Origin of the sequence: Arthrobacter sp. E44 (genome assembly GCF_041877125.1) — a bacterium.
In the GTDB taxonomy this organism is placed as follows: Bacteria; Actinomycetota; Actinomycetes; order Actinomycetales; family Micrococcaceae; genus Arthrobacter.
On sequence record NZ_JBHDJA010000050.1, the window covers coordinates 1 to 3,259 of the forward strand.

3 protein-coding genes and 1 pseudogene are annotated in these 3,259 nt (G+C 53.4%); 1 reads left to right on the forward strand and 3 read right to left on the reverse strand.

Annotation, left to right across the window (positions count from 1 at the left end; genetic code table 11):
• A partial coding sequence (locus ACETK3_RS21210; protein WP_373993588.1) for a hypothetical protein occupies positions 1 to 227 on the forward strand: 227 nt, incomplete at its 5' end.
• A gap of 3 nt (positions 228 to 230) precedes the next feature.
• On the opposite strand, the pseudogene ACETK3_RS21215 reads toward ACETK3_RS21210, so the two are convergent.
• The 3 genes and pseudogenes from ACETK3_RS21215 to ACETK3_RS21225 form a co-directional block, all read right to left on the reverse strand.
• Positions 231 to 335: pseudogene (locus ACETK3_RS21215) on the reverse strand (hypothetical protein); the annotation flags it as partial.
• A gap of 44 nt (positions 336 to 379) precedes the next feature.
• A complete protein-coding gene (locus tag ACETK3_RS21220) occupies positions 380 to 1,267 on the reverse strand; it encodes a DUF3883 domain-containing protein (protein WP_373993586.1) in 888 nt (295 codons plus the stop codon).
• A complete protein-coding gene (locus tag ACETK3_RS21225) occupies positions 1,264 to 2,892 on the reverse strand; it encodes a DEAD/DEAH box helicase (protein ID WP_373993587.1) in 1,629 nt (542 codons plus the stop codon). The genes ACETK3_RS21220 and ACETK3_RS21225 overlap by 4 nt, the downstream gene beginning before the upstream one ends.
• Positions 2,893 to 3,259 lie beyond the last annotated feature (367 nt).

Here is a 3,259-nt window from a genome sequence, read left to right on the forward strand (position 1 = left end):
ACCGGCCGGGGATTCACCAACGCACGCAACTACAAAACGCGTATCCTGTTGCGCAGTGCCGCCAGAACAGCGGCATGAACATCCTTCACGGCAGAACATTCACCACGAACCGTGAAGAGCCGCTTTGGCGCGAGACCACCGAGGACCGCCGTGTGATCATCAACCTCTTTGAGCCGTTCAATGTACGCGGCATGCGTCATCGACAAGTCCGCGTGACCCAGCATTGAGGCCGCGGCTTTGTCTTCCGCTTCCCTGGCGAGGAGGGTCGCCACAGTCCGCCTGCGTGCGTGGGGCGTAATCAGATGGGCGTTGTTAATTCCAGCAGCGTCATGCATCTGCTGACCTCAAGCCATCCCTCCACGCATACAAATCCGTCAGTCTAGGCTTGGGGTGCTGCGTCGTAGAGTGCCGCATGGGCGTACTGCGGAGGTGTTAAACCAAGCGCTCTGCAGAATGTGCTGCGCCCTTCACCGGACTTTAAGATGAACTTGCTGGTTTCCCAGGACGCTCTCGAAGTGACATCACGAGGGGAACCAGTCCATAAGGCTGAACTCTCGAGGATACTCACCGACTGGACTGACCTTTCTGCGTCCAAAACCACGAGGACTAAACGCCAATATCGATCCCTACGGCTCACCTCAAACTCGTTACGGGACAAAAAAATCCGTCTGCGCACACCGGACGCAACGGATTTAACTTCTAGGTGCCACTCTACGTCGCCCGGTCGGAACGCAATATCGTAGCCCAAGCCGTCAGAGACCATCGACACATGCATTACAGAGCCGGGCCATGAAGCTTCTAGCATAGTCACCAATGCCGATTCGCCCGCTTCTCCAAAATCTTTTCGGGCTTGCGCATCTACTTTTCCGCTTACGTTTCTTACGACATCCATGGACTCGGCGTCCGTCATATCAAGGCACTGAGCCCAGCAAACGACGTCATTGGGAAGGTCATCCTGGGAAATCACGAGCTCATCAACGACTTGAAGCCAGGAAGGACTTTCTTCCAGTATCACTGCCTCCAAGGCCATTCGCTTCGAAAAATCCAGGGGTAGTTTCCTCATCCCTCGCCCACTGGAGATCTCGATAAGACTACTTAATTGAGGAACATTACGAATCCATTCCAGCGCACTGGCATATTGAGTGGGTGTGATATCCGTATACGCCGCATCATTATGGACAATAACGTTTGCGCGAACAAAAGTGGTTCTACTCAGCAGCTCAAGCCATCTCCCGACCGCTAGAATCAACGTCTTCGGTGTTGTCATGACTTCAGGTGGTTGAGAAGCTCTTCTACATCCTTGGAGTCCAGCCCCACACCCTCGCTGACTTCCTCGGCCAAGTCACCGAGAACCAGAATGTCCGCGTCATCAAGAACGCCGCCCATAAACTCAAGCTTCTGCTGCAAACGAAGCTCAACCAGCTCATCAATGGTGCCAGATCCGACTAATATAGTTACATTAGTTATAATGTTTCCAGGTAAGCCAAGACGGTGTATCCGGTCAACACTTTGTAGATAACGGCCTGCTGAAAAATCACGATCAAGATATACGGCATCGTGGCAGGTGTGATGGAGACTTATTCCTTCTCCAAGTGTCGCCGGATTGGACAGCAAAACCGCGCAGGTAGGGTCGTTTCTAAACTTTTCAATTTGCTGATCACGGTCTTCGGTGCCGCCATGTACAAGGGCGGGGTTAAAAGGCTCGAGTATGCGCTCAAGCGTCGTCAAGTTTCTTACGAAGGTTGACCACACTAACGTTTTCCTCCCCTCTTGCCAGTTACTCTCGACAATCTTTGCGACCTCCACATATTTGGGGCTTAACTCAAAGTCCGGTAGATCCTCCAGCAGGGTTCGTCCGTCTTGTCCTTCTGGCAGCTCGAGCGGGGGCACTCGATACGCCAGCGGTTCGTATCTACTTGCACCCACAGCCACTAAGGCGGGGGAGGTTGCAGCCATCAGCAAATAGAGGATTACCTTGCCTAGGTCTGACATATTTCGGCCGTCACGTTTCAACTTCACCGCCTCGCGCATCAACAAAGCGTCATAAATTTGTCGATGCAGTGGAGGGAGCGCAATTCGGCGAACTTTTACAATCATGGGCGGCAATTCCAACTCAGTTTTGGTCGTCCTAGTAAATAGTGGACGCAGCACTGAACTTGCTTCCTTTAGGCTGCCGGTCGATATGGCTGCCCTTACATGTCGCGCTCCCTGCCCAGGCCAGACAAAAGAAAATAGACTTTCTAAGTCAGCAGACCCATTTGGTGCCGGCGTCCCGCTTAGAATAAGTCGGTGCGCCGCGAAGGGAGCAAGTTGCATGCACGCACTTCCCCACTGTCCTCGTGCGCCCAGTTTCATGCGGTGGGCTTCGTCCAGGACTAACATGGTCTTGCCCAGCCGCATCCAATGGATAAGATGGGACATCATCGGAGAGAGACGTTCGTAATTGACCAAAATCGCGCGGCCTGAAAGTTCTTCTCTATCCGTCACAACTCTAAAGCCAAACTCCCCGGCGCCCAGCGTTATCTGCATTTCTTCAGTCCAGGACTCGAACGCGGATTTAGGACTAACAACTAGGACTCTGTCGGCGGAGCCTTGTGCGACACGGTGAGCCAATAAGGCCAGGGTCGCACGGGTCTTACCTGCACCAGGAACGCTGAAGTTGGCACCATGTTTTAGTCCAGCTAATTTGGCGACATCTCGCTTCTGGAATGAACGCAAGTCATCCAGCCACCCCCCGGAGAGAGACAGTCCCACTCCCGCGTCACGATTTCGTGCCAAGTTCTCACGCATCGCAGCAGCATCGGCAAAATTATCACGGACAATCGTGGCCAATTCCTCTGACCAAACGACTTGATCATTTTCCGGCCAAGTAGCGATCTCAGCAACGTTCACGAGCAGGTCATCGAGATTGACTTCGATTAGCCGGGGCCGAACATACGTGGCAGTTACTAACCTCGTAGCGATCCTTCGCAGGTCTTCCAAACACTCATCAGTGCAGACAAGCTGTACACGCCCGGGATCCAGTGCAAGCTGAATTTTGAGCACTTCTAGCCGACCTCGGGAGAGTCAAGCATCGCTGTTAACCAGTCCACGGCCGTGAGCTCATCATCATGCCCGCGAAGGATAATACGGGCCAGACGGGACTGCTGAAGGTTTAGTTGACAGCTGGGGTTGATAATTTCTTACGCGGCTGAGGCCGCGTTTTTTATTGTCTCAAACTCGATGGGTGTCAGCCGGCCGAGGGCGCGTTGACGGCGTT

Coding starts and splice junctions, on each gene's coding strand:
- ACETK3_RS21220 (WP_373993586.1), bottom strand. CDS start 1,267: ATGACAACACCGAAGACGTTGATTCTAGCGGTCGGGAGATGGCTTGAG.